Here is a 24,682-nt window from a genome sequence, read left to right on the forward strand (position 1 = left end):
CCGCTCATAAAGAGATTTGTTTTAAAAGGTCTTGGATTCTATCGAGACGCTCAAGGAGACGGCTCTCGTTTTCTTTTGAGAAGTGCGCCGCCTCCCCCAGCCCCTCCGCAAACACATCAATTTCCTCTGCAGGACACCCTAAACCGAGACGGTGACAGTACCGGTTGGCCAGAGCGACCAACGCCACCAGTTGCGGCCGTTCGGTCGCCTGATGAAACGTGTGGTGATGACGGATCACTTCCCTTAACCAGGACTGCAGCTTCCAGGTGGCGGCAACAAAGCTGCCCGCGTTACAATGATAATCAGTGAGAACCACTTCCAGATCCTTATCATTCCACTCCCGATCCAACCATGCCCGCTTCTTCTGTTTTTGAGCCTCTTCATTCAACGCCGTGTAGATGATCAGCTTTCCAATATCATGCAGCAGTCCCCCCATGAAGGCATCCTCCCTCTCCTTCAGGCCTGTTAACTCGGCGAGCAAGGCTGCGAGGTAGGCGCAAGCGACGGCATGCTGATTGAGCCGGCGGCACTCCTCTCGATAAAACCCTCCGACAAACTCCTTCGAGAGCATGGAAAATCCGAGCACCAAGATTCGAACCTGATCGAGCCCGATTCGCGTGATCGCCGTCGGAAGAGAATCGAACTTGTAAGCCCCTCCATAATAGGTCGAGTTCGCAATCCGAATAATATTGGAAGTAATCGCTTGATCATTGGCGATGATCTTGGCGAGATCCATTGAGCTGGCGTTGTAGCCCATGAGCAGGATTCGGTCGGCCACCTGGGGGATCGGCGGAACCTGGAAGTTGCTGTCGCTCATTTTTTCGGCGACAAGCGTCCTGAGTCGCTCCTCTCCCCGTTTTGCATCTTCGCTTTTTACAACCGGTTGGGCTTCGGCCGGACTCGGACGTTTCTCGATCAGCTCATCAATCACCTTTTTCACAGTAAGAACCGGCTCGGCAGGAACCGCTTTTTCGTCTCGCTTTTCATTGGAGGAGGTTCCGACGGCAGGCGGCGCGGTCGGTACTTTATTGACCTGAAGCGCGATTTCATGACGGCAGTGGGGACAGACAATGATTGCCTGTGGGGGCTGCTCCGTATTCATCGACTCTCCTGATTCGAGAGGGGGCCGGTCACTTTGATCCATTTCAGCCGCTCACTGCTCCCTTCGTACTTACGAAATAAACTGCATGAGGACAACTTCCGAGTAAAAGTATAGCATACCGAAATGCCGTGAACTCTCCTGTCATCTTTGAAACTTACGGGAAAAGGTTCCAATCGCCTAAGGATCAACCCGATAAAGGCCTTGACAAGCCCGGAAACCCTTCGTTATAGTCAAAAGCCTATCGGAATATTTTTTCAGCGTCCTTACAGTTATTGAATGGATGCGTTCGCGTTTTTTATCACGTCCGGAAGTTCGCAAGCTCAAATCGGAAAAGTGTCGTTCATACAGAGTAGGAGGAGAGAACATGGCTCGTTATCTCATCGTCGATAGCCGTGATTTGACGGAATATACGAACGGCCGCTATATCCAGAAGGTGGCCTCCAAATTAAAAGAGGATGGAAATGAGGTGACCCTTTTCCTGATCGAAAACGGCGTCATCGCCGCTCGAAAAGGGGGGGATATCGGGAAGAATCTGACCGACCTCTCGAAGCGAGGCGCCAAAGTCATGGTCGACGATATCTCGTGCAAGGCCCGCGGCGTCGCACAGCTTGCCGATGGAGTGACCCAGTCGAACGTCGATCAGTTGGCGGACCTGATCACGGAGGGATCGGATAAGGTCATTTGGTATTAAAACGAATTCTTCAAAACTTTAGGAGGAAACAATGGCTACTGCAACCGCACCGACTGCGGCACCGGCAAAGGTAAAAAGGGTTGCGATCGTCCTGGCAACCGGCTCCTACCAACGCGAGGCGCCGACCACCGTTCTCCGGCTGGTCGAGAAACTTCTCCAGCGGGGGGTCGATGTGAACGTCTGGGCCTTCGAGGAAGCGGTCACCCTGACCAACAAAGATCAAATCGATCACAACGAGCCCGGTTCGCTGCAGAAAGTCTTGGGCGAGAAACACCCGAACATCGGCCGATTCATCGATCAATTGATCCGCGCCGGTCTTCACGGCGCCAAGCTCGACTGGGTCTCCTGCATTCTCTGCGTGCAAGAGCGGGGGGTCGAGAAACACCAGATGGGTGGATCAATCGTCGGGACCCTCGGTGATCTCTGGAAATTCATCAAGGCGGCCGACCGGGTGATCTGCATTCCCACCTACCGATAACGGAGATAAAAATGGCAAACAAGGTGCTGGTTATTTTCGAAAAACCGATCTACCTGAGTTTTGAACCGGTCGATCCGCATGTCTTCGCCACCGCCCTCGGCGTTTCCGACACCCCGGTGGAGGTCAACGTTCTTTTGCGCGATTCGGCCGTGACCTACGGCGTCAAGAATCAGCAGGTCAACGTCAAGATCGCCGGCCAGGACATCATGCTCCATGAAACCTCTCCTGAAAAGGTGATGACCTTCATGATTGAACATGGGGCCAAGGTCCGCGCGGTGGCGGAAGACATGAAAATCCGTGGCATCAATAAAGAAGACATGGTTCAGGGGGTCGAGATCATCAGCGAGGATGATTCGATCCGTTTATTGGAAGAGCACGACAGTGTCATGGTCTGGTAACCGACCGGACTTCACGGAGTAATTTTCTGAGTCTGAACGTCACAAAAGTTTTAAATGTTACCGAGTATTTCAACCCGATCGACTGCCGAAGTCTCGGCGTCATCCGGACGACCCTGGCGCCGATGGAAAAAGGAGAGATCCTGGAAGTCCACGGAAACCGGTTTCAACAACGGGAAATCACCGCCTGGACGAATAAATTCAAACATCCGATCGTGAAGATCGAGGATGTCGACGGGCTTGTGAAGATATTCATCGAGAAGGGCGGGCTGAAGTGAAGAAGATGGCGATCATCGTCACCCGGGGGACGCACAATAACTTTGTGACCGTTTTTACAATGGTGATGGCCGCCGCCGTCTGCGAGATGTCTGTTCGTATCTTCTTCCGGGACGAGGCGGTCTATAAACTCTCCCGTAAAAAAATCTCCGAGCTGAACCTTTCGGAGGTCTACCGCGGGGTCGAAAATGAGTTAAAGAAAAACTATGAAGCAACCGGAATGGTCGACCTTCAGAAAGTGATTCAGGATGTCAAATCACAGGGCGATGTGAAGCTTTATAGCTGCACCTCTTCCATGGCGCTCGTCGGCCTGACGCAAGAAGAGCTGATTCCGGAAATCGACGAGCCGCGCGGCTTGACCTCCTTCCTCTTGGAAGAGATGGATGATGCCGATATGATCCTTAGCTTCTAGTCGCCGTTCCCCTCTTCCCCTACATTCGGATCGAGCGCTTGATCCCCCTCTTTTGGATCTTCTTCCCCGGCACTTTTCTGTTGAAATTCTTCCTTCACCCTTCCCCGCAAAAGATAAAACATCGAGACAAGATGCCCCATCAGCAGAAGGCCGAAAAACCATTTGAAGGCGACGGCCGAAGAGGGGGGATAGGTGACTGCGATCCTGAAGGGAAACGAAAAAACGAAGGTCGGCTGTTTTTTAACCATCAAGGGAAGAACAACCAAGACGAGCAGCGGCGAGAGGATCATCGCCAGCTTCCGGCCCCACGCCCGTCTCAACGCCACCCCTCCTGCGATAACGAATGAAGGAACGGCATAGATGAGGCCGGTTGCAATCAAGAGCGGATGGTCGAATTGAAAATAGGGAACAAAACAGATCAGCGCCGTGGCGAGATAGAAAAGCGCAACAAGATCGATTCCCCTCCGGACCATTCTAAAACCTGAAATGACGGGAGGCGGGTAACGTTAATTTACCCCTTACGCCTCACCTTTCACGCCTCATGGATTCTTTGCTTCCGACTTGGCGCAGCGGAATCCGGCGGAGATCGCCTTGGTCGCCGGGGACAGGGAAATTCGGTTGAAAGTTTGGAAGGAGAGGCCGCAGTTATAATAGCTGCAGTCGAAGAAGGAGCCTCCCCGGAGAACCCTCAACTTCTCACCGTAGTTCGGATGCGGCACCTTGTTTCCCGGATAAGGAAGGAACCAGTCGGCGGTCCACTGAAAGACGTTTCCGGACATGTCATAAAGTCCATAAGGACTCCTCCCCTCGGGAAAGGCGTTTACCGGCGTCGTATCCTTAATCCCCTCCGGGGGAACATTCGCCCGCTTGGCCTCGAATCGCGCTCCCCAAGGAAACATTCTTCCATCGGTGCCCCGCGCCGCCTTCTCCCATTCGGCCTCCGTCGGAAGACGCTTTCCTTCCCATTTGCAATAAGCATCGGCATCGAACCAGCTGACGAAGGTCACCGGATGGTCCCCCCTTCCCGCCGGATACTGATCCCGATTCCAGTGGGAAGGGGGAAATCGTCGGGTCGCATCGACAAACCGCTTATAGTGCGCGTTGGTCACATCATAAAGATCGATATGGTAATCATCCAGGTAAACTTTATGACGCGGACTGGCGTTCTTTTTAAAAAAGTCCTCCCCCATGATAAACTCGCCGGCCGGAATCAAGACCATCTTCTGTTCGATGATCTCCTCCCCTTTTTTCGGCTCAATGGCCCGGACCGCCCGTTGGAAGTAGGCCTCCAGCCCCAAGATATCGCCCAGGTTGTGAAGCCGGTGGCAGTTCACGCACCAGGGGTCGCGGGAATCGTCGATCTGATGCCGGGCCGGCCCCTTGTGACAGAGGCGGCACTCTTTTCGCGCAGCGGGGTCGGCCAAATTCGGTTCGATCGTCTGGCCCGACGTCGATCCGAAGAAAAGAAGACCCGCTCCGGAAATCAGAAACAATAGAAAAAGAAAACCCAGCCACTTCCGTTTCATGGGGTGAGATCTTAACACATTTCAAAAGGCGTGTGTAGGGCTCCGGCGCCATCCGAGGAGAAGATCGTTACCATCGGAACGCCAGTCCCAAGAGATAGGCTTTTGATCCCCGACTGACCCAGGGGGCCCAGCGGGACTCCGGATAAAAGTAACGGTAGGTGTCCACCGCCGCCGGAAAAAAAATGAGGGTCGCCATCCATTTATCGCTCACGTCAAGCGCCTCCGACATCCCGCGCAGATCGCCGTCGGGGTCTTTCCGGCCGATGAGAGCATAGCCAACCGAGACAATAATGTCGAAGGCGAGGACCCCCTTCAAGAAGGGCCTGCGCTCCTCACGCAGATTCGGATGCAGCGTCAGGATGAGCTCGGAGGTGATATTTTGGCTGTTGATTCCGGCCGAGGCGATCGCATACTGCTTCTGCGCCCCGTTGGAGACCGGCCTTCCCGCCTCATCTGTATACCGGATATTTCCGTTCTCATCTCTGGTCGAGACGAGGTCATAACGGACGACGACAAACGGAATCGGGTTCCCCCGCGATTCGAGCCGCGCATCAAAGCCGAGCGACTCGGCCACTAGGGCATGGGCCCCTTCGTGTAAGATAAACCCGGCCGACGCTCCCGCAAGAAACCACCCATAATCGGAAGGGTTCCATTCCTCCGCAGCCGCCGTTTTTCCCTCTGCGAATAACAATAGCAAGAAAATCAATACGAGCCGAATGATCCGATCCAGACGTGTCTCCCCTCTGAACGTCAAACGGTCTGGATATACCTGAACTGCGGCTGAAAGGCAATTTTTAATTGATCTCTTGTCTTTAAGCGCGATGAGACCTATAGAAATTTCTACAGAATTGAAACCGGTAAGGACCTAAGATTAAATTGAGAGGGACTGTTCGGTATCGGGAAATGGAGCAATGACTTCGAACTACTCTTCTATCTCTATCTTAATCAACTTTTTCTGGATGGCATAGATAATCAGCTGAGAAACGTGGTTGAAACCGAGCTTGTTGTTGATGTTCGTCCGATGGGTTTCCACCGTTTTGATTTGGATCCCCAGCTTCTCGGCGATATCTTTGTTTTTATAGCCTTCGGCCACGTAACGAATGACTTCTATCTCTCGCGGAGTCAACGGTCTGCGTTCGTTCTTCTTGTCCTTCTGCATTGAGACTTTTGATCATCCTCTGGTTAATGGGTAAATACCGCTTCGGATTTAGATCTTAACGAATGCTCTCAATCGAATTCAATACTAATGGTGAATAGGTATCAAATCCTAATCATCACTAAAAGCAAACGCGATCCGGAGCGCTTCAATGGCGCGCCGACACAAATCAGCATTTTTTCCGTCTCTCATCTGCTCTTGCTTCACACAAGCTCGATTCCCTTTTTCTTCTTGACAAGCGTATCAACTGCATGTTAGTTAGAGGAATTATCAGCCTAGTCACTACCCTAGTAGTGAGGATGGCTTTTCCAGAGGTCACCCCCTTCTTGAAAACATTAAAGATCAAAGAAATCATCAACCAATTCTCCGAAATCGGTTTTTCGGAATATGAGGCGAAATCGTATCTTGCCCTCGTTCAGAAAAACCCGTCGACCGCCTACGAAATCGGCAAGGAATCGGGCGTCCCTTCCTCAAAAATCTATGAGGTCCTCAACAAGCTCAAAGAAAAAGGGATGATCGTGTCGATCGACGAGGAAGACGCACGGGCCAAGCGTTATATTCCCCAGCATCCGGACGAGTTTCTCTCCCAATACCAACATGGGGTTCAGAAGACGCTTCAATCGCTGCGCGGCGTCTTCAGCGGGTTGAATGGGAACAAAGAGGCAAGCTATGTCTGGAACATCGTCGATCATGACCGTCTGGTCGAGAAGGCCTTCCAGATGATCGAATCGGCTAAAAAAATCATTCTGCTTTCTCTCTGGAACGAAGAGCTCGCCGCACTCGAAGGTCCCCTCCGCGCCGCCGAGCAGCGCGGGGTGCAGATTGCCCTGGTTCACTTCGGCCCTCCCAAGATCCGCGTGGGGCAGGTCTACTACCACCCGATCGAAGATACCCTCTATGCCGAAAAACAGGGACGCGCGCTGGTGATTGTGGTCGATTCACAGGAAGTGTTGATGGGGAACATCAGCCGAGAAGGAAAAACCGAAGGAGCCTGGAGCAAGAACAGAGGATTCACGATGATTGCGGAAGATTATGTGAAGCACGATATTTATATCGCCAAAATCATCAACCGGTTCGAAAAAGAGCTGATCCAAAAGTTCGGTGAAAAGTACGTCACACTTCGCAATGTTTTTGAAGATGAAGTCCTTTCTTAGGAGTCCGATCCCCATGAAGAAACACGGCGCGTCAGAGAATCGACCCGGCTTCCCCGCAAAACAAGGCCTTTACGATCCGCAGTTCGAGAAAGATTCCTGCGGCATCGGCTTCGTCGCCGACATCAAGGGCCGCCGCTCGCACGATATTATTCAAAAAGGGCTGCAGGTGCTCGAGAACCTTTCCCATCGGGGCGCCGTCGGCTGCGACCCCTGCACGGGGGACGGCGCCGGAATTCTGATTCAAGTGCCGCAGGCCTTTCTCAAACGGGCCTGCGGTGAGGTCGGCATGACGCTGCCGGAACCGGGACAGTACGGGGTCGGAATGGTCTTCCTTCCCCCCTCCTCCACCGATCGCCGCGCCTGCGAAACCCTTTTTGAGAAGGTCATCACTGAGGAAGGTCAGCGTTTTCTCGGCTGGCGAGACGTGCCGACCAAAGAGGACCATATCGGAGAGGTCGCGCGCCAGACCGTCCCTGCGATCCGCCAGATCTTCATCGCCCGCAACAGCTTAAATGAGACCGAGTTTGAACGGAAACTGTATGTCATCCGAAGGCGGGTGGAGAACGCCGTTCACCAGTCTGCCATCACGGAGCGAAAATATTTCTATATTCCCAGTCTCTCATGCAACACGATCATTTACAAGGGGCTCCTCCTCCCCTCTCAGATTCCACTTTTCTATCCCGATCTCGCCGATGCGCAAGTCGTGAGCGCCTTGGCGCTGGTCCACTCCCGCTTCTCGACGAATACCTTTCCATCGTGGCCGTTGGCCCACCCCTACCGCTATATCTGCCATAATGGCGAGATCAATACACTGAAGGGAAACGTCAATTGGATGCGGGCGCGTCAAGGCCGCCTCTCCTCCGAGCTCTTCGGTGAAGAGATCGAAAAGCTCTTCCCGATCATCGGTGAAGACCAGAGCGACTCCGCCTGCTTCGACAATGCGCTGGAGTTTCTGATCATGGGAGGCCGATCTCTGCCGCATGCGATGATGATGTTGATCCCCGAGGCGTGGGCCGGCAACCCCGATATGGATCTCGACCGGCGCGGCTTCTACGAATACCACGCCTCCATGATGGAGCCGTGGGACGGCCCGGCCGCCGTCGCTTTCACCGATGGGAAGCTGATTGGGGCGACGCTCGACCGAAACGGCCTCCGCCCCGCCCGCTACCTGGTCACAAAGGGTGACCTGGTGGTTCTTGCGTCGGAAGCGGGGGTCCTCTCATTTCCACCGGAAGAGATCCGGACCAAAGGAAGACTTCAGCCGGGAAAGATGTTTCTGGTCGATACGGTCCAGGGGCGGATCATCGACGATAAAGAAATCAAAGCCGATATCTGCGGGAGAAAGCCGTATCGGTTCTGGATCATGGCCAACCGGATCAACGTCGAAGATCTCCCGGAGCCGCTCAACCTCCTCCAGCCCGATCATATCACCCTGCGGCAGCGGCAGCAGACCTTCGGCTACAGTCTTGAAGATTTAAAAATGATCATGACCCCGATGGCGGTCAACGGAGAGGAGCCGATCGGATCGATGGGAACCGACACCCCTCTCGCCGTCCTTTCGGACCGGCCACAGCTCCTCTTCAAATATTTCAAACAGCTCTTCGCCCAGGTGACCAACCCGCCGATCGATCCGATCCGGGAGCAGTTGGTGATGTCGCTGGTGACCAACATCGGCCCCAAGTCGAATCTTTTGGGAGAGACCCCGGAGCATGCCCGCCGAATCCGGGTGCAGCAGCCGATCCTCACAAATGCCGATCTGGAGAAGATTCGGACGATCGCAGACGGCCACTTCAAAACACAAACGTTGCGGATGCTCTTCCCGGCGGCCGAAGGGCCGACCGGACTCGCCCCAGCGCTGGAGCGGCTTTGCAAGGAGGCCTCCGAAGCGATCCGGGCCGGATACAAATTCATCATCCTGAGCGACCGGGGGGTTAATGCGGAGTGGGCGCCGATCCCCTCCCTGTTGGCGATTTCGGCCGTTCACCACCACCTGATCCGGGAGTGCACCCGGACCGAGGTCGGATTGATCATCGAAAGCGGCGAGCCGCGTGAGGTCCACCACTATGCTTGTCTCATCGGCTACGGCGCCGGATCGATCAATCCCTATCTCGCCTTCGAGACCCTCACCGACATGGCGCGGGAAGGCTACTTCCCGGAGACGATCGATGAGCCGACCGCCGAGGGGAAATACATCAAATCGATCAATAAGGGACTTCTGAAGATCTTCTCGAAGATGGGGATCTCGACCGTCCAGAGCTACTGCGGGGCGCAGATTTTCGAAGCGATCGGATTGAACTCGGAGTTGATCGACCGCTACTTTACCGGGACCCCCTCTCGGATCGAAGGGATCGGAATCGGAGCGCTGGCTGAAGAGGTCCTCCGCCGCCATTCGCAGGCCCATGAGCTCACCCCGAACAAACAGCTCGACTACGGTGGGGAATACCACTATCGGATCCAGACGGAACACCACAACTGGAACCCCGAAACGATCATGAAGCTCCAGCATGCAACGCAGAACGAAAGTTATGCGACCTTCAAAGAGTTCAGCCAGGCGGTCGATGACGAAAGCCGCGCCCGGGCCAACCTCCGGGGGCTTTTGGACCTTCGCCTTCTCCCCGAACCGATTCCTCTCGCAGAGGTCGAGCCGGCTTCTGCGATCGTCAAACGCTTCAACACCGGGGCAATGTCGTACGGATCGATCAGCAAAGAGGCCCATGAGATGCTGGCCGTTGCGATGAACCGGATCGGCGGGAAAAGCAACACCGGCGAGGGAGGGGAAGACCCCGAACGATTTATTCCTTTGCCGAACGGAGACTCGAAATCGAGCGCGATCAAACAGGTCGCCTCCGCCCGGTTCGGCGTGACGACGAACTATTTGATTAACGCCCGCGAGCTTCAGATCAAAATGGCGCAGGGAGCGAAACCGGGAGAAGGGGGACAGTTGCCCGGCCATAAGGTCGATGAGGTGATCGCCCGGATGCGCTACGCGACGCCGGGGGTCCAATTGATCTCGCCGCCGCCGCACCACGACATCTACTCGATCGAAGATTTGGCGCAGCTGATTTATGATTTGAAGAATGTGAATCCGAACGCGGCGGTCTCGGTGAAACTTGTCTCCGAGGTCGGCGTCGGAACGGTCGCGGCCGGCGTCGCCAAGGCCCACGCCGACAAAATCTTGATCTCAGGCGACTCCGGCGGAACCGGCGCCTCCCCTTGGGGCTCCATCAAACATGCCGGCATTCCCTGGGAGTTGGGGCTGGCCGAAACGCAGCAAACGCTGGTTCTGAACGATCTGCGCGGACGGGTCCGGGTTGAAACCGACGGGCAGTTGAAAACCGGCCGGGATGTCGTCATCGCCGCCCTGCTCGGAGCCGAAGAGTTCGGCTTCTCGACAGCGCCGTTGATCGTTGAGGGATGTATCATGATGCGCAAGTGCCACCTGAACACCTGCCCCGTCGGGATCGCCACACAAGATCCGGTGCTCCGAAAGAAATTTACCGGCAAGCCGGAACATGTCGTCAACTACTTCTTCTATGTCGCCGAAGAGATCCGGGAGTTCATGGCGAAACTCGGCTTCCGCACATTTAAGGAGATGATCGGACGGGTCGATAAAATCAAGGCGCAAAGGGCGCTCGATCATTGGAAGGCCCATGGCCTCGATCTCTCCCCGCTGCTGAAGCGGCCGGAGGTCGGCCCCGAGATCGCGACCTACTGCGTAATGCCGCAAGAGCATGGTTTGGAGAAGGCGCTGGACCATGAGCTCATCAAACTCGCCCGACCGGCGCTGGAATCGAAGCAAAGGGTGGAGCTCTCCCGTCCGATCCGAAACATTTATCGAACGGTCGGAGCGATGCTCTCGGGTGAGATCACGAAGCGTTATGGCGCGGAAGGGCTCCCTCCCGATACGGTCCACTTCAAGTTCACCGGCTCGGCCGGCCAGAGCTTCGGCGCCTGGTGCGTCAACGGCCTCTCGCTCACGCTGGAGGGAGAGTCGAACGACTACCTCGGCAAAGGAATGGCCGGTGGACGGATCGTCGTTTATCCTCCCAAAACGGCAACCTATCCCCCGGAAGAAACCATCTTGGTCGGCAACACCGTCCTCTACGGCGCCACCGGGGGAGAATGTTACCTCTACGGGATGGCGGGAGAGCGCTTCGCCGTCCGCAATTCGGGGGCGCGCGCCGTGATCGAAGGGGTCGGCGACCACGGGTGCGAGTACATGACGGGGGGGATCGTGGTGGTTCTCGGGAAAACCGGACGGAACTTCGCGGCCGGCATGAGCGGCGGGGTCGCTTTCGTCTACAACGAAGACGGCGCCTTCGAACGGCGATGCAACTTGAGCATGGTGGAGCTCGACCCGGTTCGCGATAAGAAGGATCAGCTCCTCCTGAAGGGACTCATCGAAAAACACCTTGCCTATACCGGAAGTGAAAAAGCGAAGAAGATCCTCGCCCAATGGGAGTGGGCCCTCCCCAAATTCGTTCGGGTCATGTCGGTCGAATACAAAAAAGTGCTGGAACAGCGGGCGCGGCAAAAAACGATGGTACATTAAGGAATGGGAGGGGGAGGCGGAAGACACCTCCCGCCTCCCGTTTTTTGGAGTCTTGCATGTCTGACATCAAAGGGTTCTTAAAGTTTAAGCGGGAAGGGCCGAAGCGGCGTCCGGTTCCGGAACGAGTCAAGGACTGGAAGGAATTTTACGAGCCGATCTCCGAAGATGCGCTCCAGGTTCAGGGAGCCCGCTGCATGGATTGCGGAACCCCTTTCTGCCAGGGAACTACCGGCTGCCCGGTTCAGAACATGATTCCCGACTGGAATGACCTCGTCCATCGGGGGCGCTGGCGGGACGCGCTTAAGATGCTTCACTCGACGAACAACTTCCCTGAATTTACCGGACGGCTCTGCCCCGCCCCCTGCGAATCGGCCTGCGTCTTGGGAATTATCGACAATCCGGTTTCGATCCGGGTGATCGAGTGGAACATCATCGATAAAGGATTTAACGAAGGGTGGATCTCCCCGCTCACCCCGGAGCAGGAGACCGGCCAGAGGGTCGCCGTCGTCGGCTCCGGACCGGCCGGCCTGGCCGCGGCGCAACAGCTCCGCCGGTTGGGACACTCCGTCACGGTCTTTGAAAGGGACGATCGAATCGGCGGATTGCTCCGCTACGGCATCCCCGACTTCAAGATGGAAAAGTCGGTTCTCGATCGGCGTCTGGAACAGATGACGGCGGAGGGGGTGATCTTCAAAACGAGCGTCGAGGTCGGAAAAGATCTCCCGGTGGACCAGCTCCGGCGGGAATTCGACGCCGTCCTTCTCACCGGCGGGGCGATGCAGGCGAGGGAACTTCCCGTCCCGGGACGCGAGCTGGCCGGAATCCACCTCGCGATGGATTACTTGACCCAGCAAAACAAGATAAACGCGGGCGACACCATCAATTCGGCGCAACGGATCGATGCCAAAGGGAAGCGGGTCGTCATCATCGGCGGCGGCGACACCGGCTCCGACTGTCTCGGCACCGCGCACCGCCAGGGAGCCGAAGAGATCTACCAATTCGAGCTCCTCCCCGAACCGCCCCCCCATCGCGCGGCGTCCACCCCCTGGCCCCTTTGGCCGATGCAGCTTCGCTCTTCGCATGCCCACGAGGAAGGGTGCAAACGGGAATGGTCCGTTTCCACCAAAGCCTTCGTCGGGAAGAACGGGCGGGTCGAGAAGCTCCAGGCGGTTCATGTCGAGTTGAAGACCGATTCGGAGGGCCGGACTCAATTCGTCGAGGTCCCCGGAAGCGACTTCGAGCTGCAGGTCGATCTCGTCCTGCTGGCGATGGGCTTTACCGGCCCGGTGAAAAAAGGCCTGCTGGCCGATCTTGGCGTAAAACTCGACCCGCGCGGCAACGTGGCGGTCGACACCTACCACCGCACCAGCGTGGAAGGGGTCTTCGCCGCCGGCGACATGAAGCGCGGGGCGTCGCTGATCGTCTGGGCGATCCGGGAAGGACGAGACGCGGCCAAGGGAATCGATCGGTACCTGCGGAAACAGCAGTCCGTCTGATCAGGACGAGGGGTTTGACCCTTCCTCCTTCACCGACTTCAAATACTCCTCCCACTCAATCAGCAGCATATACTTTTTCTTGGTATTGCACTCTTTGCAGGAAGGCACCACATTTCCTTTGGTGCTCTTCCCTCCCCGCCCGATCGGGACGATGTGGTCCATCGTCAGCTCGGCCGGCTTGAACGTCCGGCCGCAGTAATAGCAAACGCCGGTGCTCCGGCGGCGCTTCCACCACTGGCTGTTCCGAAGCTCGCGCGCCTTCGCCTTCTCGCGTTTGATGTCATCATCGTCCACATCCGTGTAAAAGGGCTCTGTCATCTTTTCTTTCATGTCATTCCCGCGCACGCGGGAATCCAGACCAATGCCGCTTCCTGGATGCCCGCTTTCGCGAGCATGACGCAATGAGAAACTTAAATTAAGAACGGCCTGTCTGATTATTCAATCACCGCCATCACCGGCGCGTGGTCCGACGGTCGCTCTTCGGCGCGGGGATCTTTATCGATCTCGCACGCACGGCAGCGCGCCGCCACGGCGGGTGTTCCCCAGATGTGGTCGATCCGAAGACCGAGGTTCCGGCGGAAGGCGGCGATCCGATAATCCCACCAACTGTACACCCCCGCCTCCGCGTGATGGAGCCGGAAGAGATCTTCCAGTCCCCACGATTTGAGATGCGCCAGCGCCGCCCGCGCTTCGGGATGGAAGAGGACCTCCCCCACCCATGCCGCTGGATCATGGACGTCGATCGGCTCCGGCGCGACATTGAAGTCGCCGACCATCACAAGCGGCTCCTCGGGCTTGTGGCATTGATCGAGATAGGTCCGAAGCCGCGCGATAAAACCGAGCTTATAGATAAACTTCTCAGAGCCGACCGATTGGCCGTTCGGCATGTAGACGTTGATCACACGGACACCGTCGATCGTCGCCGCCATCAGCCGTTTCTGTTCATCGAGCGGCAGATCGGGAAAGCCGATCCTCACGTCGGTCAATGGCCGCTTCGACAACATCGCCACCCCGTTGTAGCTCTTCTGCCCGGCGACCGCCGGCTCATACCCCGCCGACCGAAAGGCTTCCATCGGGAATTTCTCATCCTCCACCTTCGTCTCCTGAAGGCAGAGAAGATCGGGCTCGTGCTTCCGAAGCCAGCTTAAAACGGACTCCTGCCGGGTGCGAACCGAGTTCACGTTCCAGGTGGCAATCTTGATCACATTTCCTCCGCAATCCGATGCTTATGTCTTTGTCATATCACTTCGGACCCCGATTTTCAATCCGCCCCGGCTCAAACTGACCCTTGTATCCCGTCTCCTGGATTTGCTACCCTAAGCATGATTCACCATCAAACGAGGAGGTGTGACATGAAAACGATCAGCTGTAGAGACGCCGGAATCGATTGTGACTTCGTTGCACGGGGCAACACCGCGGATGAAGTCATGAAAGCCGCCGCGGAACATGGCCGACAGAAACATGGCATGACCAATATTCCTCCCGACCTTCAACAGAAAATGCGCTCCCTCATCCGCGAGGAAAAACAAGCGGTTTAATAAAAGGGCCGCCTCCGAATCAAAGAGGCGGCCCTTTTTATATTCGCTTTTTCCGATGAAACTTCGTCATCTCCTGTCCGCGCGCGCGACCATCGCTTCAAACAAAAAGTGGTAGACCTCCGCGTGCCGCTTCGTCTCCCAGAGATCGGCCCCCCAGATATAGGCCCCATGGTCCTTCACCAAAATGCAGTGCGCCTTCGCGAAGTCGGGATGCTCGATCGCCGTCTTAATCTGCCCGACCAGCTCCGGCTCGCGCGGCGTATTCTGAATGACCGGGACGGCATGCCGATCGATGTTGCTTAATCCGCGAATCCCTTTCAACATCTCGAGACCGTGAAAGACGACCCGGTCGGACTTCACCGCCAGATCACCGGCCAATACGGAAGAAAGCCCATGGCTGTGCATGACCGATCCGGCCCCCCGCTGATTAATCAAGAGGCAGAAGATGGTAGAACATTCGGACAGGCGCAATGTTTTGTTTTTCGGCGTACGGAGGATCTCCCCGCCGCGCCGATCGACGATGAAGAGATCGGCGGGCTGGACCCGCTCTTTGTGAACGCCGGTCGGCGCCATCAGGAATCGATCGGCATCCAGCCCGGCGCAGATCCCGCCGCCGGTCCCCGCGACCCATCCCTTTTCATAAAAGAGGGAAAGCATCTCGGAGATCAGGGCGCGGGTGGTCGCTTCCGTGGCGCGTGGTGTCGGCATGATTCTCCTCTCTCTGTTCGTCGAAAACGTCCGAGAGAATACCACGCTTCAGTCGGTTCGATCAATAGGATTTGTGATCAGCCAAACCGTGAGGAAATACCGGGGAACATGCAATGTAGGGGCGTATGGGCATACGCCCCTACACGCCACATTTACACTTCGACGTTCATGCCGAGCCAGGCGCGGATCAGATCGTTTCGTGTAATCGTCCCGATCAATCGCTCGCCCCGGACGACCGGCAGGCGGTGGATGTGGAGATCTTCCATCGCCTGACTTGCCTCCTCGAGGGTCGCATCTTCCTCCGCGACCACCACGACGGGGTTCATGATCTCTCGAACGGCAATCTCTTCCAAACGGCGCGTTCCCCGAAGCGCCATGAGGATATCCTGCTCGCTGATAAAGCCGACCACCCGGTCATCCTCGCTGACCACCGGCATGCCGCTTTCATGGCTGTCGAGAAGTAGGCTCGATACATCAAAGGCCGAGCTTCCTTCCCTCGTGAAGAGGGTGTTTCCCTTTTTAATTTCTCCGACGGTTTGATACTTGGGTCTCATGAATACCTCCTGTCATCATCATCCAGACGAACCCCTCATGCGAACCCGCATCAGAGGAGAGACCCTCCCCCGCTCTCCGGATCGGCGGAAAAGCAGACCGGTCCGATTTCCTCGTCATATGTAAAAATGATATTCCTTTTGCCGTATGCAATGCAATCGCCTGCCTTGACCATATCGGCAAACCGGTCTATACTCCGACAGCAAAAGGGGAAATGCGTGAGCGATTCACTGATCCTCAAAGATATTAAAGAGTACTACTGGGACAAGCCGGTCCCGTTTCTCGTGGAGCAGCTTCCGCGGCTTCGGAAGGGACGGGCGCTCGACCTGGCGATGGGAGAGGGACGCAACGCCGTTTATCTGGCGGAGCAAGGATTCACCGTCGATGCCGTCGACATTTCCGAAAAAGCGGTCCGAAAAGGAACCGCGCTTGCCCGTTCGCGCGGCGTTTCGATCAACGGGATCGTCGCCGACCTCGATCATTATCAAATCCCCCCAAACCGCTACGATCTGATCTGCTGCTTTTTCTTCCTGGCCCGGCCCCTCTTTACCGCGATGAAGGAAGGCCTCCGACCCGGCGGCGCCATTGTTTATCAAAGCGTTACGATAGAGGAGTTAAAGATCAATCCGACCTTTCCGGGGGAGTGGTGTTTGAAGCAAAATGAACTTCTTCATGCTTTTAAAGCGCTGAGAACCCTCTACTATCATGAATCTCCTCTGCAAGGAACGACCAGCCACTCGGCGGTGGCCTCTCTCCTGGCGGTCCGGACCGATTCCTTCGAAAAGTAGGATGATACCGCTTTGCTTAAACCCGACCGGCCTCTGTTCTCCCTGTCAACCGTTTGCACTCTGATCGATAAAATGGTATCCTTTGGGAACTTTTTCGTCCCCCCCCAATAACAGGCGATGATCGCAATAAAAGCCGCACTCTGATGGGGGGTTAGGAGATCAATGGCCCGAAAGTATTTTGAGTTCGTGACCGATCACGCTTACGCCGTGATGGCGGGCGTCTTGCTGATTACCCTGTTCTGTCTCTTTCGACTCCCTTTCCTGAAAACGGAACTCGATCCAAAACGGATCCTCCCGCAAGACCACCCCTACATACAGATGAACAATCAGATCGAGCAGCGCTTCGGCGGCGGCCGGGTGGTGGTGGTCGGCGTCGTCTCCAAAGAAGGGAGCGTCTTCACCCCTTCCACCCTCGCCAAGATCGATCGGATGGCCCAGGCGATCGAGAAGATCCCCGGGATCTACGCCGACAATGTCCTCAGCCTCGCCTCCCGGAAAGTCAAACACCTTCAGATCAACGATCAGGGCTTTAACGTCGAGCGGCTGATGCCGGAGGTTCCGACCACGCCGGAAGGGGCCGAGGCGGTCCGGAAGCGCCTCTTCGCCAACCCGCTCTATGTCGGCTCCCTCGTTTCGTCCGATGCGACCGCGGCCGCGATCGTCATCGACGTCCAGGACACCGAAGCGGCCGAGGCGATCCGAAAAGCCACCGCGGCGGTGATCGAGGGGGAAGCGCCGGAGCCGATCAGCGATCTTGCAATTTATCGCCAGCTCAAGGCGATCGCCGACAAGGAGAGCGACGCCAACACGACCATCCATCTCGGCGGCCTTCCGGTCTCCCTCGCCTTCCTGGAGATGGACACCGCCGTCATGAACCGGTGGGTCTTCCCGATCGCGTTCGTCCTGATCATGGTGATCCACTATCTCTCTTTCCGGACCTTCCAGGGGATGTTGATTCCCCCACTGACCGCGCTGTTGAGCGTGGTCTGGGCCTTGGGATTTATCAGTTTGACGGGGATGAAGCTCGATCTCTGGACGAAGGGGCTGACGCCGATTTTGATCGTCGCGATGGCGGCAGGCCACTCGGTCCAGATCCTCCGCCGTTTTTACGACGAGCTCGAATATGCGATCGGAATGGATGTTCCGGAGCCGGCGCAGAAAACCGCCGTGGTTCAGGCGGGCGCCAAGATGGCGCCGGTTCTTCTGACCGCGGGACTGGTCGCCGCGGCGAGCTTCGCTTCGCTGGTGACTTTTCAGCTCGCGACCTTCCGATCGTTCGGATTGATGACCGCCTTCGGGATCGTCAGCGCGCTGGTTCTGGAGATGACCTTCATCCCCGCCCTCCGCTCGCTGATCCCCCCGCCGAGCGGCGAGGAGTTGGAGGTGGTCCTGCGCAAGACCTTCGCCGACCGGTTTCTCACCAAGATCAGCCGATCGATCCTCGGTCCGGAGCAGAAATGGATTCTCGCGGGAGGGGTGGTCGTCGTATTGGTCGCCCTGATCTTCGCCAACCGGATCGTCCTGACCAACTCCCTTCGCGATCTCTTCTTTGAGCAGACCGATCTGCGAAAAGATGATCGGGTCTTGAACCAAAAGTTCGGCGGGACTTCGACCTTGAACATCCTGATCAGCACACCCGCGCCGGACGGCCTGAAAGACCCGAACATCATGCGGGCGATCGAAGGTCTTCAAACGCGGCTGAAGGAGAACCCGGCGGTCGGCCGGACCGAATCGTACGTCGATTACGTGAAGCGGATGCGGCGGACCTTTTACCAGGACGATCCCCGCTCGGAGCAGGTTCCCGACAGCCCGGAAGAGGCAGCGCAGTTTCTCTTCCTCTATTCGGTCTCCGGCAATCCCGACGACTTCAAGCGGCTGGCCGACGTCGGTTATCAGAATGCCGTGATCCTCACCTTTCTAAAATCGGATGCGACAGAACTGGCCGAGCAGTTGATCCGGACGATCGATGAATACAAGGCGGCCCATTTCCCCCCCGATGTGACGGTCGGGATCGCGGGAAGCGTCCCGGTCACCCTGGCGCTCAACGATGTGATCATCCACGGCAAGCTTTTGAACGTGGTGCAGATGATCGCGATTACCTTTATCCTCTCCTCGGTGATCTTCCGTTCGTTCTGGGGAGGGGTGGTTGTGACGATTCCCCTCCTCTTTGCCGTCCTTTGGAATTTCGGTTTCATGGGATTGACCGGCATTCCGCTCGGCATCTCGACGGCGGCGGTCTCCGCGATGGCGGTCGGAATGGGAGCCGATTACGCGATCTACATTCTCTATCGATTACGCGAGGAGCTCTCCCTCAACCGCCACCTCGACCGGGTCGTCCAGGTCACCCTCGCCACCGCCGGAAAGGCGATTCTCCTGATCGCCGTCGCCTTCGCCGCCGGCACTTTCCTGGTTACCTTCACCGGCTACTACCTTCACATGGAAGGGATCCTGATGCCGCTCGCCATGCTGACGAGCGCCGCTGCGGCGGTGATCTTCATCCCCGCCGCCATCATGACCTTCCGACCCCACTTTATCTTCAGAGTCATCCCCTCCGAGTGGATCGAATTGTACACCCGGGGCGATGCTCAGAAGTTCAATGTGGAGGGGGACGTTTTGAAAAAACCGAAGAAGTAGATTAGAATCCCATCCAGGTGAGTCCCGCTTTTCCAACCCACACCAACGAAGCCAGATAGACCCAGGTCATGCCGGCCATCAGATAGCCGGCGACGATGACGGCGCCGTCGTTTTCCATCATCCCCGCCGCGATCAATAGAATCGACCAGGCCGGGATGGTATTGGTAAAGGGGATCGGAAGGGGGAGACTCAAGACCAACCCGCTCAAGAGGATGGCGAGCCCGTTCAGAAAATTGAAGGAAGGCCAATCTTTGAAGAAACGAAACCGTGGATGGAGAACCTTTTCCAGGCGGGTGGAGACGGCCAGTGCCCCCTTGACGACCTTCGCGAGGGTCGGATAGGGAATCTCCATGTTGAGCAGTCGTTTCGGGAGCCAGGGACGCTGTCGGAGCGCGATGCGAAGGCCGAAGAACATCAAGATCAGCCCGAAGGGGGTCGAGAGGCCGGGAAGCGGAATCGGCGTGCAAAAAGGAAGAACCAAGATAATAATGAGGACATCGAAGCCGCGGCCGTGGAGGATTTCGATGATCTTTCCAATCGTCACCCCCTTGCCGTCCGCCTGGTCCAAGATCCGCCGGAGGTCTTCGGAAAGACGCGTGGGACGATGGCTCGTTTTCGACTTCTTCACATCCACTCTCCCATCCGACAATCCTCCGGCCATCCGATCATTCGCAGAACCGGACCATTATATCGGAGGATGAGAAGTGGAACAACCCCTTTTTCTTTAAAGTCGGTTTTAGAAGGACGTTTCGAGCAAATCCCCTTAAGAGAAGCGCGCGACAGACTCCTTCGTTTCCTTTCGATGATCTTGAGTTTTCTCTCGCTCAAGCAATTCTTTTAACTTGCGCCGATCGATTTTGCCGTTGGCATTTTTGGGCAGCTGATTGAAAACGGTCCACTGGGAGGGGAGCATATAACGGGGAAGGATCCGGCTAAGTTCTTGCCGGATACGGAGCGGAGGAACATCCTCTCCTTTCACCGGAACATAGGTACAACAGAGAATGGTTCCTTCAAAACCGTCGGTAGGAAGGGCAACAACAGCACTCTCTTGTAGAAAAGGGAGGGTATTCAGGGCCGATTCAATTTCTCCAAGCTCAATCCGGTACCCGCGGCTCTTCACCTGCAAATCATTCCTCCCATGAAAATAAACCAACCCCTCTTTCCCCACTCTCGCCAAATCCCCCGTTTTATAGATCCGCTCGGAAGGATCGGCGGAATGCGGGTTCTTCAAGAAGACTTTCTCCGTCTTTTCAGGTTCCCTCCAGTACCCCGGACTCAAACCGACCCCGCCGATATAAAGATCGCCGACCTCTTCCGGGGAAACCGGTTCCATCTTGGCATTCAGCACAAGGAGTTTCTCTCCCTCGCATGCGGTGCCGATCGGAATTTGGACTTTCTCACTTCGTGGACACGCTGGAAGGGTATAATAGCTGCTCGCAATGGTTGCTTCCGTCGGCCCATAAAGATTGGTGAATGTCACATGGGGCAACCGTTTCATCCAATAGATCAGGGACGGAGTCGGAAAAACCTCGCCGCACCAGAGGACCCGTTTCAATGTTGGAAAATCATTCTGTTTCACTACATCAAGCTTGGCCATATAGTTGAGGATGGAAGGGACCGAGAACCATTGGGTGAGGCCGGAGTGAAGAATAAACTCAGCCAATTTATTCGGATAGAAGTTGAGTTCCGGAGCGACGAGATGGAGGGATGCCCCTGCCGCCAGTGATCCGAATAGATCAAAAACAGACAGATCAAAATGATGCGGAGGATGGCCTGAGATTTTATCCGCTGAATTGATCCCAAAATACCGGACGGCCCATTCGACAAAATGAATCACATTGGCATGGGTAATCACCACCCCTTTCGGAACACCTGTCGATCCGGAAGTGAAGAGAATATAAGCGGGATCCTCCGGGCGGACCTGATCATCCAGCGGATTTCCTGAGTAACTTTGAAAGTCCTGTCGAGTGAAAGTTGTCTTCAATCCGGCTCCTTCGATATTTTGATTCCCCACCCATCCGATCGAAAGATTGCCATTGGTTTTCTTTTCATGGACGATCTCGTCCAGTAACCCGGCCACAGCCCCTGCCGCAAGGATCATACGGCATTCACACAAATCAACCTTCTTTGCCGCCCAGGAGGCAGGACTGGTCGGATCGATCGGAACATAGATGCAGCCGGCCTTGAGAACCCCCAGAATACTGATAATAGCGCTCGGTGATTTCGGCATGACAAGGAGGACCCGATCTCCCTTCCGGCATCCGGCTGCGATAAGGAGGCGAGATAACTGATTGGCTGCTTCCTCCAATTGCCCATAGGTAAGGCTCTCCTCTCCCAAAACGACGGCCGTCGAATCAGGCTGGCAGGCTGCTTGCTCGGTTAACCAATGCTGTAGTAAGGTTGCCATTTCGTATCCTCTCGTCTCTTATTCGCCCTTTTAAAACCCTTTCAGTAAACAGACTTTCTTCGCGCTGCGGCCGCTTCTTCATTACCTTTTGACTGTTCAAAGACGACCTGTCCCTCTTCTTTCGAGGTTGTTTGATCGGTATCTCCAATGCTTCATATGAAACGCGATGATACCGGTTCAATTAAAATCATCAGATATGTGGGATAACGATCCCCTCCCGGTAATGGAATAGATCGGAGGTGGTAGCGGACTTTCCCATGGCTGAAAACCCGTTTTAAGAATGGAATCGGTTCCTTCCATCCCTCCTTTTTTGTCTCCATTCTTTCTTTAAAATCAGGATAAATCTCGGATAGAACCCGAGAAGGGAGGAAACGGTTCGATAAATTATCCGGAAGTTTCTTCTTCCGGATTGAATCAATTATTTTGAATGCACACTTGTTTTGATACAGTATTTTGCCATTTTGGCTTAAAACGAGGATCCCCGGCTGACTTCTAAGGCCTATAAGAGACCGAATCTCTTCCACTTAGCCACTCCGATCTGCATGAGAATTTTCCAGTTTTATATTTCAGGGAGTAGGTACGTGTTCAGATTGCATGCTGTCCGGCCTCTCTATTTAGGTTATTCTCCGGAATCTTAATGAATCTACGTTTGGAATGCAAGCTGAAGAATGTGATGCTTATCACAAAAGTGCAGACCGATGCGGGAAATTTGCAAAGACTGTTCCTTCTAAAAACCAATAAAAGCTGAAATAGGGACGATCTGAGGATTAAAAAGGAATTTTGGACGCAAACCTTTGCATAAAAAGTGAACGGCTGATGCCATTTTCGGAATAATAATGCGAAGAGGCGACGGACAATCGGCGAAGACATTTTTATTTAATGAAGATTGATATGCCGTGAAGGGCGTGAAAGAAAGGAACGGTGTGGAGAGGCTCGGAAGTGAATGCGGGATGGACAGAAGGCAGGACCAAAGAAAGATCAGAACATCGAAGCCGCGGCCCCTGGCGGATTTTGATGATTTCCCTTATCATCCCCTTTCTTGCACCTATTTGTTCGGAGCTTCTCCGATCCCGATCGTTTCCGCCGCTCTTGATGGGACTGCCGAAAGAACCGTCAGCGGATGGGATTTGCCTTCGGGAGGGGCCAGCGCCATGTCTCGGTAGGTCTTTGAAGAGGGATCTCTCTCGACCTTCCGGGCGATACGATAGAGCTTCCAGTATAATGCGGCCACACCGAACAGCGATGATCCGATCTCCCACAGACGGCGCCAGACAAAGACCAGCCGGCCCTCGCGTGGAAAGGACGGCCTCCGTTCGGAGCGGTGTTTCCGCCGGAAAAACCCGGCCTGAAGCGGGTGGACCCCCTCGACAAATATCGAACCGCGAAACCAGATCATCTGGCTGATCATCTTTCCGACGTTGCGCTGCCCGTCGGCCAGGCGCCGGCGAAAAATCGTCTCGATGTGCTCGAACGTGTAGAACGATTTCCATGCGTGCTGATACGCCCGCATCCACTCTGCATGCGACATCTTCGGGTGGTTGGCGCAGGGATGTTCGGAATCGTACTTGTTCATGTCGGGATCAAGCCACGCCCCCTCGTTCACCAAGATCTGATGGTCCTCCGATCCGGGAAGCGGCGTCAGGACGAAGAACTCGACCAGGTCGAGCGGCAACTCCTTCTTGAGAACCTCCACGTCGCGCATCACCGATTCATAGGTGTCGTTCGGAAAGCCGATGATGTATCCGGCGTAGGTGACCGCTTTCGCCTTCCGCCATGCCTGAAGCATCGCGCGGTACTCTTCCACATTATTCTGCTTCTTCCCGGTTTCTTTCAGGGTGTCGCGGTTCACACTCTCGAGGCCGATGAAGACCTTCCGGCAGCCGGCCTTTGCGGCCTTTTCAATAAACCGCGGCAGCCGATGACAGGCGGTGTCGACCTGGATGAGAAGGGAGATCCGGATTTTGTCCCGCTCGCGCAGGAGAATGATCCGATCCAAAATCGCTTCCCAGTTTCGGTTCCGGGCGAAATCATCATCGGTGATGAAGTAGCAGTTCAACCCGCGCTTGTGATTTTCCCGGATGATCCCCTCGACGTCATCCGCCGTCCGCCAGCGCGATTTTCTCCCTTGGACGTTGATGATCGTGCAAAAGCTGCATTCGAAGGGGCATCCCCGTCCGGCATCAAAGGTCGTCATCCGACCCAGATTGCGAGAGATGACGTCGGCCGGCAGGACCGGCATCGGCTGCCCTTCGAGCGACGGAAGATCATCGAGGAAATTATAGAGCGGCTTTAAGCGGCCGTGCAGCGCATCTTCCAACAACTCTCCGAAGCGTGTCTCCACCTCTCCCGCCACCAGCGTGATCCCTTCGTCCATCGCCGAAGTCAAATCTTCTGGAAGGCGCTTCAACATCGAAAGGCACCCGCTCACATGAAACCCGCCGATCATCACCGGAAGCCCCGCGGCCCGGAACGGCCGCGCCAAATCGACCGCGCGCGGAAACTGATTCGACTGCACCCCCGCAAAACAGATGACCCCCGACGTATTCTGCGCCGACAGTTGCCGGATGATTTTTTCGACCGGAATCCGCTGGTTGATCTCGTCATAGACGTCGATCGACAGATCGATCCCTTCTCCCAATCTGCCTGAGGTTTTGACCGCTTCCGCGATCGTATAGAGACAGGCAAGCGTGTTGCTCGGAATGGAGGACCTCATCCACCGAATGATATACCCGTCATCATCATAATGGGACGGCTTGATCAGCACGACGCGAAACGATCGCTTCAAACGGCCTCCTTACGCGAACAGTCATTTCTTTG

23 protein-coding genes are annotated in these 24,682 nt (G+C 55.8%); 11 read left to right on the forward strand and 12 right to left on the reverse strand.

The genetic code is table 11. The features are described from left to right. Positions 1 to 4 precede the first annotated feature (4 nt). Entirely contained in the window at positions 5 to 1,102 is a 1,098-nt protein-coding gene (locus MCM46_01640) for an HDOD domain-containing protein (protein MCG3110500.1), read from the reverse strand. A gap of 364 nt (positions 1,103 to 1,466) precedes the next feature. Here MCM46_01640 and MCM46_01645 point away from each other — a divergent pair, with 364 nt between their 5' ends. The 5 genes from MCM46_01645 to MCM46_01665 all read left to right on the forward strand — a co-directional run bounded on the left by MCM46_01645 (position 1,467) and on the right by MCM46_01665 (position 3,354). Beyond that, positions 1,467 to 1,793, forward strand: a complete 327-nt coding sequence (locus tag MCM46_01645; GenBank protein MCG3110501.1) for a DsrE family protein — start codon at positions 1,467 to 1,469, stop codon at positions 1,791 to 1,793. A gap of 31 nt (positions 1,794 to 1,824) precedes the next feature. Then, positions 1,825 to 2,271: a DsrE family protein gene (locus MCM46_01650; GenBank protein MCG3110502.1), complete on the forward strand. Its 447-nt coding sequence runs from the start codon at positions 1,825 to 1,827 to the stop codon at positions 2,269 to 2,271. An 11-nt stretch (positions 2,272 to 2,282) separates the two neighbouring features. After that, the gene (locus MCM46_01655) at positions 2,283 to 2,669 is read left to right on the forward strand and encodes a DsrE family protein (protein MCG3110503.1); all 387 of its coding nucleotides are present in this window, start codon (positions 2,283 to 2,285) and stop codon (positions 2,667 to 2,669) included. 122 nt (positions 2,670 to 2,791) lie between these two features. Continuing rightward, positions 2,792 to 2,944: a hypothetical protein gene (locus MCM46_01660; GenBank protein ID MCG3110504.1), complete on the forward strand. Its 153-nt coding sequence runs from the start codon at positions 2,792 to 2,794 to the stop codon at positions 2,942 to 2,944. A gap of 5 nt (positions 2,945 to 2,949) precedes the next feature. Then, positions 2,950 to 3,354: a DsrE family protein gene (locus tag MCM46_01665; protein MCG3110505.1), complete on the forward strand. Its 405-nt coding sequence runs from the start codon at positions 2,950 to 2,952 to the stop codon at positions 3,352 to 3,354. Here MCM46_01665 and MCM46_01670 read toward each other — a convergent pair. From MCM46_01670 to MCM46_01685, 4 genes are all read right to left on the reverse strand, one after another. Beyond that, positions 3,351 to 3,827, reverse strand: a complete 477-nt coding sequence (locus tag MCM46_01670) for a hypothetical protein (GenBank protein ID MCG3110506.1) — start codon at positions 3,825 to 3,827, stop codon at positions 3,351 to 3,353. The two genes, MCM46_01665 and MCM46_01670, sit on opposite strands and share 4 nt — an antisense overlap. A 66-nt stretch (positions 3,828 to 3,893) precedes the next feature. After that, on the reverse strand, positions 3,894 to 4,880 hold the full coding sequence (locus tag MCM46_01675) for a formylglycine-generating enzyme family protein (GenBank protein ID MCG3110507.1): 987 nt from the start codon (positions 4,878 to 4,880) through the stop codon (positions 3,894 to 3,896). Positions 4,881 to 4,947: 67 nt separating this feature from the next. Then, positions 4,948 to 5,571 carry a hypothetical protein gene (locus MCM46_01680; GenBank protein ID MCG3110508.1) on the reverse strand — a complete coding sequence of 208 codons (624 nt, stop codon included), beginning with the start codon at positions 5,569 to 5,571 and terminating at the stop codon, positions 4,948 to 4,950. A gap of 231 nt (positions 5,572 to 5,802) precedes the next feature. Next, positions 5,803 to 6,039, reverse strand: a complete 237-nt coding sequence (locus MCM46_01685) for a LuxR C-terminal-related transcriptional regulator (GenBank protein MCG3110509.1) — start codon at positions 6,037 to 6,039, stop codon at positions 5,803 to 5,805. A gap of 296 nt (positions 6,040 to 6,335) precedes the next feature. On the opposite strand from MCM46_01685, the gene MCM46_01690 reads away from it, so the two are divergent. Genes MCM46_01690 through MCM46_01700 form a run of 3 tightly spaced genes read left to right on the forward strand, consistent with a single transcriptional unit; the run spans position 6,336 to position 13,238 of the window. Then, positions 6,336 to 7,190, forward strand: a complete 855-nt coding sequence (locus tag MCM46_01690; GenBank protein ID MCG3110510.1) for a hypothetical protein — start codon at positions 6,336 to 6,338, stop codon at positions 7,188 to 7,190. Positions 7,191 to 7,203: 13 nt separating this feature from the next. Then, the gene (gene gltB / locus MCM46_01695) at positions 7,204 to 11,742 is read left to right on the forward strand and encodes a glutamate synthase large subunit (protein MCG3110511.1); all 4,539 of its coding nucleotides are present in this window, start codon (positions 7,204 to 7,206) and stop codon (positions 11,740 to 11,742) included. Between the two features lie 56 nt (positions 11,743 to 11,798). Further along, positions 11,799 to 13,238, forward strand: coding sequence for a glutamate synthase subunit beta (locus MCM46_01700; GenBank protein MCG3110512.1), 1,440 nt, complete (start codon positions 11,799 to 11,801; stop codon positions 13,236 to 13,238). Here MCM46_01700 and MCM46_01705 read toward each other — a convergent pair whose 3' ends face one another. Together MCM46_01705 and xth are read right to left on the reverse strand one after the other, a co-directional pair. After that, a complete protein-coding gene (locus tag MCM46_01705; protein ID MCG3110513.1) occupies positions 13,239 to 13,556 on the reverse strand; it encodes an HNH endonuclease in 318 nt (105 codons plus the stop codon). Positions 13,557 to 13,672: 116 nt separating this feature from the next. Further along, complete coding sequence (gene xth, locus MCM46_01710) at positions 13,673 to 14,443, reverse strand: exodeoxyribonuclease III (protein MCG3110514.1); 771 nt, start codon at positions 14,441 to 14,443, stop codon at positions 13,673 to 13,675. A 147-nt stretch (positions 14,444 to 14,590) separates the two neighbouring features. Here xth and MCM46_01715 point away from each other — a divergent pair, with 147 nt between their 5' ends. Then, positions 14,591 to 14,776 carry a DUF1059 domain-containing protein gene (locus MCM46_01715; GenBank protein ID MCG3110515.1) on the forward strand — a complete coding sequence of 62 codons (186 nt, stop codon included), beginning with the start codon at positions 14,591 to 14,593 and terminating at the stop codon, positions 14,774 to 14,776. A 66-nt stretch (positions 14,777 to 14,842) separates the two neighbouring features. Here MCM46_01715 and mtnB read toward each other — a convergent pair whose 3' ends face one another. Both mtnB and MCM46_01725 read right to left on the reverse strand, forming a co-directional pair. Further along, entirely contained in the window at positions 14,843 to 15,484 is a 642-nt protein-coding gene (mtnB, locus tag MCM46_01720; GenBank protein ID MCG3110516.1) for a methylthioribulose 1-phosphate dehydratase, read from the reverse strand. 152 nt (positions 15,485 to 15,636) lie between these two features. Next, positions 15,637 to 16,038: a CBS domain-containing protein gene (locus tag MCM46_01725; protein MCG3110517.1), complete on the reverse strand. Its 402-nt coding sequence runs from the start codon at positions 16,036 to 16,038 to the stop codon at positions 15,637 to 15,639. Between the two features lie 216 nt (positions 16,039 to 16,254). On the opposite strand from MCM46_01725, the gene MCM46_01730 reads away from it, so the two are divergent. Both MCM46_01730 and MCM46_01735 read left to right on the forward strand, forming a co-directional pair. Continuing rightward, complete coding sequence (locus tag MCM46_01730) at positions 16,255 to 16,824, forward strand: class I SAM-dependent methyltransferase (protein MCG3110518.1); 570 nt, start codon at positions 16,255 to 16,257, stop codon at positions 16,822 to 16,824. A gap of 162 nt (positions 16,825 to 16,986) precedes the next feature. After that, positions 16,987 to 19,458 carry an MMPL family transporter gene (locus MCM46_01735; protein MCG3110519.1) on the forward strand — a complete coding sequence of 824 codons (2,472 nt, stop codon included), beginning with the start codon at positions 16,987 to 16,989 and terminating at the stop codon, positions 19,456 to 19,458. 1 nt (position 19,459) lies between these two features. Here the strand turns inward: MCM46_01735 and MCM46_01740 are convergent, their stop codons facing one another. The 3 genes from MCM46_01740 to MCM46_01750 all read right to left on the reverse strand — a co-directional run bounded on the left by MCM46_01740 (position 19,460) and on the right by MCM46_01750 (position 24,650). Then, positions 19,460 to 20,086 carry an exopolysaccharide biosynthesis protein gene (locus tag MCM46_01740; GenBank protein ID MCG3110520.1) on the reverse strand — a complete coding sequence of 209 codons (627 nt, stop codon included), beginning with the start codon at positions 20,084 to 20,086 and terminating at the stop codon, positions 19,460 to 19,462. A gap of 135 nt (positions 20,087 to 20,221) precedes the next feature. After that, entirely contained in the window at positions 20,222 to 21,865 is a 1,644-nt protein-coding gene (locus tag MCM46_01745) for an amino acid adenylation domain-containing protein (protein ID MCG3110521.1), read from the reverse strand. Positions 21,866 to 22,910: 1,045 nt separating this feature from the next. Then, positions 22,911 to 24,650, reverse strand: coding sequence for a radical SAM protein (locus MCM46_01750; protein MCG3110522.1), 1,740 nt, complete (start codon positions 24,648 to 24,650; stop codon positions 22,911 to 22,913). Positions 24,651 to 24,682 lie beyond the last annotated feature (32 nt).

Source organism: Candidatus Manganitrophus morganii (assembly GCA_021651055.1).
Taxonomy (GTDB): domain Bacteria; phylum Nitrospirota; class Nitrospiria; order SBBL01; family Manganitrophaceae; genus Manganitrophus; species Manganitrophus morganii.

Bases quoted from the DNA above. Each gene is read 5' to 3' on its own strand.
- MCM46_01655 (MCG3110503.1), top strand. From the start codon at position 2,283: ATGGCAAACAAGGTGCTGGTTATTTTCGAAAAACCGATCTACCTGAGT.
- MCM46_01725 (MCG3110517.1), bottom strand. From the start codon at position 16,038: ATGAGACCCAAGTATCAAACCGTCGGAGAAATTAAAAAGGGAAACACC.
- MCM46_01670 (MCG3110506.1), bottom strand. From the start codon at position 3,827: ATGGTCCGGAGGGGAATCGATCTTGTTGCGCTTTTCTATCTCGCCACG.
- gltB (MCG3110511.1), top strand. From the start codon at position 7,204: ATGAAGAAACACGGCGCGTCAGAGAATCGACCCGGCTTCCCCGCAAAA.
- MCM46_01675 (MCG3110507.1), bottom strand. From the start codon at position 4,880: ATGAAACGGAAGTGGCTGGGTTTTCTTTTTCTATTGTTTCTGATTTCC.
- MCM46_01700 (MCG3110512.1), top strand. From the start codon at position 11,799: ATGTCTGACATCAAAGGGTTCTTAAAGTTTAAGCGGGAAGGGCCGAAG.
- MCM46_01660 (MCG3110504.1), top strand. From the start codon at position 2,792: ATGGAAAAAGGAGAGATCCTGGAAGTCCACGGAAACCGGTTTCAACAA.
- MCM46_01745 (MCG3110521.1), bottom strand. From the start codon at position 21,865: ATGGCAACCTTACTACAGCATTGGTTAACCGAGCAAGCAGCCTGCCAG.
- MCM46_01735 (MCG3110519.1), top strand. From the start codon at position 16,987: ATGGCCCGAAAGTATTTTGAGTTCGTGACCGATCACGCTTACGCCGTG.
- MCM46_01645 (MCG3110501.1), top strand. From the start codon at position 1,467: ATGGCTCGTTATCTCATCGTCGATAGCCGTGATTTGACGGAATATACG.
- mtnB (MCG3110516.1), bottom strand. From the start codon at position 15,484: ATGCCGACACCACGCGCCACGGAAGCGACCACCCGCGCCCTGATCTCC.
- MCM46_01665 (MCG3110505.1), top strand. From the start codon at position 2,950: ATGGCGATCATCGTCACCCGGGGGACGCACAATAACTTTGTGACCGTT.
- MCM46_01685 (MCG3110509.1), bottom strand. From the start codon at position 6,039: ATGCAGAAGGACAAGAAGAACGAACGCAGACCGTTGACTCCGCGAGAG.
- MCM46_01715 (MCG3110515.1), top strand. From the start codon at position 14,591: ATGAAAACGATCAGCTGTAGAGACGCCGGAATCGATTGTGACTTCGTT.
- MCM46_01705 (MCG3110513.1), bottom strand. From the start codon at position 13,556: ATGACAGAGCCCTTTTACACGGATGTGGACGATGATGACATCAAACGC.
- MCM46_01690 (MCG3110510.1), top strand. From the start codon at position 6,336: ATGGCTTTTCCAGAGGTCACCCCCTTCTTGAAAACATTAAAGATCAAA.
- MCM46_01650 (MCG3110502.1), top strand. From the start codon at position 1,825: ATGGCTACTGCAACCGCACCGACTGCGGCACCGGCAAAGGTAAAAAGG.
- MCM46_01640 (MCG3110500.1), bottom strand. From the start codon at position 1,102: ATGAATACGGAGCAGCCCCCACAGGCAATCATTGTCTGTCCCCACTGC.